Annotated in this window: 6 protein-coding genes and 1 pseudogene; all 7 read right to left on the minus strand. The window is 54.1% G+C overall.

All coding sequences use genetic code 11. From position 1 onward, the window contains the following. Positions 1–215: pseudogene (locus tag ACILRA_RS18790) on the minus strand (IS630 family transposase); the annotation flags it as partial. A 384-nt stretch (positions 216–599) separates the two neighbouring features. Then, complete coding sequence (locus ACILRA_RS18795; RefSeq protein WP_395663594.1) at positions 600–1,343, minus strand: hypothetical protein; 744 nt, start codon at positions 1,341–1,343, stop codon at positions 600–602. Next, on the minus strand, positions 1,340–2,359 hold the full coding sequence (locus tag ACILRA_RS18800; protein ID WP_395663595.1) for a hypothetical protein: 1,020 nt from the start codon (positions 2,357–2,359) through the stop codon (positions 1,340–1,342). The genes ACILRA_RS18795 and ACILRA_RS18800 overlap by 4 nt, the downstream gene beginning before the upstream one ends. Further along, on the minus strand, positions 2,356–3,333 hold the full coding sequence (locus tag ACILRA_RS18805) for a class I SAM-dependent methyltransferase (protein WP_395663596.1): 978 nt from the start codon (positions 3,331–3,333) through the stop codon (positions 2,356–2,358). The genes ACILRA_RS18800 and ACILRA_RS18805 overlap by 4 nt, the downstream gene beginning before the upstream one ends. A 419-nt stretch (positions 3,334–3,752) precedes the next feature. Further along, positions 3,753–4,298, minus strand: coding sequence for a transposase (locus tag ACILRA_RS18810; RefSeq protein WP_395663599.1), 546 nt, complete (start codon positions 4,296–4,298; stop codon positions 3,753–3,755). Positions 4,299–4,327: 29 nt separating this feature from the next. Further along, positions 4,328–4,942 carry a hypothetical protein gene (locus tag ACILRA_RS18815; RefSeq protein ID WP_395663597.1) on the minus strand — a complete coding sequence of 205 codons (615 nt, stop codon included), beginning with the start codon at positions 4,940–4,942 and terminating at the stop codon, positions 4,328–4,330. A 207-nt stretch (positions 4,943–5,149) separates the two neighbouring features. After that, positions 5,150–5,663: transposase (locus tag ACILRA_RS18820; protein ID WP_395663598.1), on the minus strand; the 514-nt coding region annotated here is incomplete at its 5' end.

Consider the following 5,663-nt stretch of genomic DNA (forward strand, 5'->3'; position numbering starts at 1 on the left):
TTGAGGATGACGTCATGTTGCGGCTTCAGCTTGCCGTGCCGGAAGCCACCGCGCGGACGCGGCTCGACCGAACCCGTCTCTTGCCACAGCTTCATCAAGTTCACAGCGAAGGACACCGAGGTATCAATTGGGGCTGCCGCCTCATGGCGGGAATGCCCCGCCTCGATAAAGGCCACAACACGCTCACGCAGGTCGTTCGATAAAGGATGCGGCATGACGGATCACCTCCGCAAACATTGAACCACCTATTAACTGATTTGGGAATCCCCTTCGATTCCAACTGAGCTACCGATGCTCTAAAGCTGCCAAGCACGCACAGCTGCCTCGCCGCGGCTCATCCCATCCAACACCGCCGCCAGCGAAAGCAGCCGCCGGCTCTGATTGTTGTCCCGAGACTGCTTCGCCAACTGGCGAAGCTCACGAGCTGAAAAATCCGTCCGTAAGGGTACTGCTGATGGCATGGCGCGAATCCTCCTCGCGCCCAGTGAATCAGAACTCCAACTTCAGGGGAATCCCCCGTGAGTCAGGCACAAGCGCCCTTGGCATTAGCTCGTAAATATGAGTGTCTCTTGACGTGAAGACACATATTGACACAAGGATCAGAACAAGTCCGCATCCAAAGCTTGGATCAACCGTTCTGTCGTCCCGTTCCAGACATCCAGCATGGACTGTTTGGTTTCTGCATCGAACCGCTTCTTGAACTCTTCCGTTCCGAGCAGCGCATGCGTCTTCTGAAGTAGTTCAGCTAAAGCCATTGGCACACCGACGTTCTGGATTGGAATGTTAAGCTTGGTCCCTAGCAGCGCCCCGATCTCTTCGCCATAGTTAGGCGCATCCAAGTTAAAGCTGTGCAGTGGAAAAATGGCGCGAAATCTGTCTTCGATCTCGTCGAAGGTGAAGTCTTTAAATCTCTCTACAAAAACTTCGTAGCCCTCAGCGAAATCATGGAAGAAGACGGAGTGGCGCCAAGTGGACTTGATATAACTTTCGAGTTCACGCTTGACAATAATGATGCGAACGTCAAATCTGCTTAGAACGTCCGCAATCCTTTCAATCTCCTCCTGCGTGCTCGCGGCAAGGCGCTCGGAACTCATTACGGCTACGCCGGTACCTGCATGGATTTCCTGCATAAGGCGGGCGTTCTCCGTATCGACCCAGGATTGGTCAAAAAACTGACTGGTCCAGTTATCAATGCCGCGTATACCCAACGCAAAGGACAGATGCTCGCCGTTATGTCTGCCCGAGGTCGGATACAGGACGCCAGTCGCAGAGGAGAGTGCAGCCTGCAGCGAAGTTGAACCGCATTTGGCAAACCCCACGTGAAGAAAAATTTGTCTATTCATACGACGAAACGGCTACTGATTTCGAGGATGATATAATCATAGGCGGCTACATCAGATTTCTTACGTATGCTGCAGGGGTTCCACTCAAAGCGGGTGTGACGAAACGTTTCAGCGAAAAGGTAGGTCAGCTTCCGCTGCGCATAGATAGAGCTGTGCGAATCCCCAAGAATGCAGACTGACCGGTCAATCGGTGCCTGGTCGTTGCGAAACTCCTGCCAAGTGTTGCCCAGCGGATCTACAAACGATGCGGTTCCAGCCGTCTGGCTCGAGGCAGCGCCAGAAATACAGGGCTGGAAGGCAAGCTCCTGCGTTGGTTGGCGGTCTCCGAACTTGATGGAAAGATCGCCGAAATTAGGCATTTTTTGCAATCCAATTCGGTTCCTGACCGAAGCCCAGGAAATGCCCAGCGCCTCAAGCACGAAGCCGAAGACCGTCACATAACACTGCGCAGGGAGGTGACTGTCGCTATAATCAAAGTCACCTCGAGTCAGGAAACGATCAATTTCGATAAATGGCTGTTTAAAAATCGTTGGTATGCCCCGCGCCGCCAGGCGCCCGGAAAGCTCGTCCGCCGCCCTGTCGAAGGAATTGAAGCGAGTTTCTTTGCGCATGAAGCGGCTGATCACATGGTCTTTCTCTGGTATCAGCACCAAGGTCATGTGCGCATTGGGGGTGGAGTGTCGGTTCTGGACAATCAAATGCTCCAGATCATGCAGTTTCTGTGTCAATGCTTCGGCCGTGAAATATGGCTTCCATGCCCAGAGGTTCGAGCCTTCGAAAATCACCGGAGCGTTGCCGTACTTCACCGCCGAACGATCTACTGACAGATGCGCTACCGGAACGAATGCCGCTTCGTCATTGGAATCGATAAATGCCGACCATGTCGATATGTAATAGGCTAGCACGGATTTCTCTGGCGTGGAGCCATCAAGACCAAGTGAAAAGCGCCTAAGTGCCCCGACAGTATCAAGCGCAAAGAAACTTTCCCAAAGCTGGGGATCGGGTACGTGCGTCATGCCAAGGGATCCATGCCGCGATCAGTCTCGGACACTGCCGCCAAACTCGCTTTTGTCCTTCTCATACTGAAAACAAAGAAATCGGAAAGCAATGTCCCGTTCAATCCTGGTGACACAACCGATTTTGCGAAGGACAGAAGTTTTTCCCGGTCGGCCGGTGTCGCCATAAGTGGCATGACCTGGCGCACAAAAGATGTCTGGAAATCCAACGTTTGCGAGGAGATCGAAAGAAAGACGCAGCGGCTTTGTGCAAAGTCCATCAATTCGCGGAAGGAAAAGATGTGCTTGTCCTCGAGCGAGGATAGGGCCTGCAGATTGTCTTTGATCCTAAATCGATATTCGAGGCCGTTAACATAGGCGTCCAGGCGGCGTTTCGTTTCCACCGAAATGGCGTCTGAAAGGTTAAACGCTCGGACGAAAGAAACGATCACCGCCCATGTTTCATGGTTAGGTTCCCCGAAAACCAGCGCGCCATCATCTTCGAGCAAGGACAGGGAATAGTCGAGAGCCTCGCGCCATCGGGTGATGTGATGTAAAACCGAATTGCCTACGACGACTGTAAAAGCTTGCTGTGGCAAAATCGGTCGGCAATTCGCATCCCAGATTGCAGCAGTTCCTTTGGGAAACTGATATCCCAATTCGTCCAAGCACTTGCGCAGCGTCGGGAGCAGCGCCGGGAATGGCTCGCTTGCTACATATAAATCGGGGCGGTAAGTACGAATGAATGCATAGGTGCAGTTGCCGATACCTGCTCCGATCTCAAGAACTTTCACGCTCTTGCCCGCAGTGCAGACGTCATCTAGCAGCGGCGCATAAGCAATTTTGAAGAAATCCACGCTGTGTTGGGTAGGCGTGGCAATCTGTCCCGCAATCACAGGGTCTGATTGAGGATCAGGTCCGTCATGCAGGCGAATGCAACCGTCCTCAAATTGCCGTTCTGACAAAGCGATTGTAATTGCATTGTAAAGCTGCATGCGCGTGGTCTTTCTTCGGATCCGAGTGCCGCTTAACGTTGGCAGGCGTTACTGAACTCGCCCTCGCTTACCTCACGTACTCAAAAATATTATACGCGACCCAAGGGCAGCTTGTCCATAGAACTGGCCCCCTTTTCCCTGGACACCAATTCTTTAAGGGGATGTCGCGGTCGATGCAGAAATTCGGAATGAAGCTGGCGTTGCTCTCCTCGAGCCGTTGGCTCGGGGAGTTCAATCCATGCTCCGGGCGTTTGCAGGATTCGTACCCTGAGCATCACGCGATGTCCGGAACGTGATCACCGAACCCGTGCTCAGTAACCGGCCTGCTGATCAACGAAGGCAGCCGCGCCAGAAGGGTGGGCGCGCGGTTGACTCGTGAGTGTACCGGGGCACGGCTATGAGACAGCGTACTGCGCCGGTTACGCTGCCAAACTGAACTCCGTGGCGGCCTCGGATGCAAGGGCCTTCTGTTCGGCCCTGATCTGATTGGGCGTCTTGTGCCCATGGCGCTCTCGCAGCCACGAGGCGTTATAGAGATCGGCAAACTCGGCGAGCCCCTTGCGAAGTGCCTCTATGGTCGGGAAGTACCGGACCCAGAGCAGTTGCTCCTTCAGCGTCCTGATGACCCTCTCCGCCACGCCGTTGCCCTCTGGCTGACGCACAAAGGCGGGCGAGCTCTCGATCCCGAGGAATTCGATCTCGTCCCGGAATTCATCGGCGAGATAGTTGGAGCCGTTGTCATGGCGAAGGATCAGACCGGCCGCGACGTTTTCCGTCACCGCACCGAAGTGCTTCGCCGCCCCCTGCCGGATCGGCTCGAGCGCCTCCCAGCGGCTGGCGCTGGAAGAAGCATGGGTTCCGATCAGCTCGCCCGAGCAATGGTCGACGGCGATGAAGACATAGGCGCGGCCCTTGCCGGTCGCGAATGTATGGGTAATGTCGGTCCGGAGGGCGTCCTGGCCTATTTATCGTCCTCTGTCAGTTCGTAGGCTTACTATACCTCACCGTCTTCCGTTTCCTCAAATTCAGACGGGTCATTAGTTGAAAACCAACCGCCTCCATCATCGTCCTCGTGGACAAAAATATCCCGGGGGACACCACCTTCATCAACGAAGACAAATTCTGGATACCCACCTCCGGCAGTATCATACTCAAACTCTACATCTCCGTAGATCAAGGAACCGAGCACGTACGGTGGACGGCCAATGCCTATCGGGCAAGTTTCCCAAGTTACAGAGAGTTTCTTTATGTCAAATTGACCATCTATTTCGGCTGTGTATTCGGTTGCATCAGAAGGGTCAATGCACACTATTGAATTGACATTTATATTGCTAAGCAAATTCACCTCGCCTGCAGGTTTTTCCGGCAACACCGCGGCGACTTTCTTGCCGTCCGCAAAAACAGATATAGCTCCATAAAACCCCTCATCACCGGAGCTGGCAACTTCTGCGCACCAAGCGCTTGGATTAACATATTCAAGATGAAGGCCGTTTTTTCTTATATCCTCAGCTTTTATCGCAACAAGCTGGCTTTCGTTTAGTCGTAGATAGCCTATGCGCAACCAATCGCCTCTCACCCGAATAGTATGCTTAGAGGACTTCACGGTCATGCAACCTCTCTTATGTTTTCGAAAAATTGAGCAGCTTAACGATCATGAGTAATTAGCTATTTACGTGAGCCATGACCGCAAAGAGTTATAATCATAAAGCTCTTTTGCCCAAAAGTCTACCCCTTACCCGCAGCAGGGTCCAGTTGATCAGACGGAGATGTCCCGAACTCTTTTGAAAATGCTAAGGCTAGCGTTGCTGGTTGAACGTTATGCCGCATCAAAAAGTCGGTCAACTACGGAGGTGGCTGATTGAGCGCTACGATGGTTTTGAAGGGTGGCCTTGAGCACCGGAAGATGCTTGTAGGCCTTGAGGCGCCTGAAGCCCTTCTTGGCTTCCAGCATGCCCGCCGCAGTCCAGCGCAATCCCATCTTCGCATCCCGCCAGCGCTTCACATTCCGGCACACCTGGCGAATGACGCTGTTCATGCTCTCGATGATGTTGGTGCAGGCCAGCGAACGGCGCAGGTCCGGAGGCAGGCCAAGCCGGTTGACGGTGAGGATCTCGTCCAGACCCTCGAGGATGGATTGGGAGACGCCCGGGGCCTCGCGTTCCAGCCGCTGGGCGAGGCTGCGGATCAGACGCTCGGCTTTCACGGGATCGTCTTGTTCCCAGGCCTGACGGAGGGTCCGGCGAACGCCTGCGTGCAACTCCGGCGGAAGCCTGTCCAGGATGTTCCGGGCTTTGTGCACCTGGCAGCGCTGAATGGGAATGTCGGCGCCG

The organism is Aestuariivirga sp. (assembly GCF_044239095.1).
GTDB lineage: Bacteria > Pseudomonadota > Alphaproteobacteria > Rhizobiales > Aestuariivirgaceae > Aestuariivirga.

Excerpts from the sequence above, each read along its gene's own strand:
- ACILRA_RS18815 (WP_395663597.1), bottom strand. The coding sequence starts at position 4,942 with ATGACCGTGAAGTCCTCTAAGCATACTATTCGGGTGAGAGGCGATTGG.
- ACILRA_RS18795 (WP_395663594.1), bottom strand. The coding sequence starts at position 1,343 with ATGAATAGACAAATTTTTCTTCACGTGGGGTTTGCCAAATGCGGTTCA.
- ACILRA_RS18805 (WP_395663596.1), bottom strand. The coding sequence starts at position 3,333 with ATGCAGCTTTACAATGCAATTACAATCGCTTTGTCAGAACGGCAATTT.
- ACILRA_RS18800 (WP_395663595.1), bottom strand. The coding sequence starts at position 2,359 with ATGACGCACGTACCCGATCCCCAGCTTTGGGAAAGTTTCTTTGCGCTT.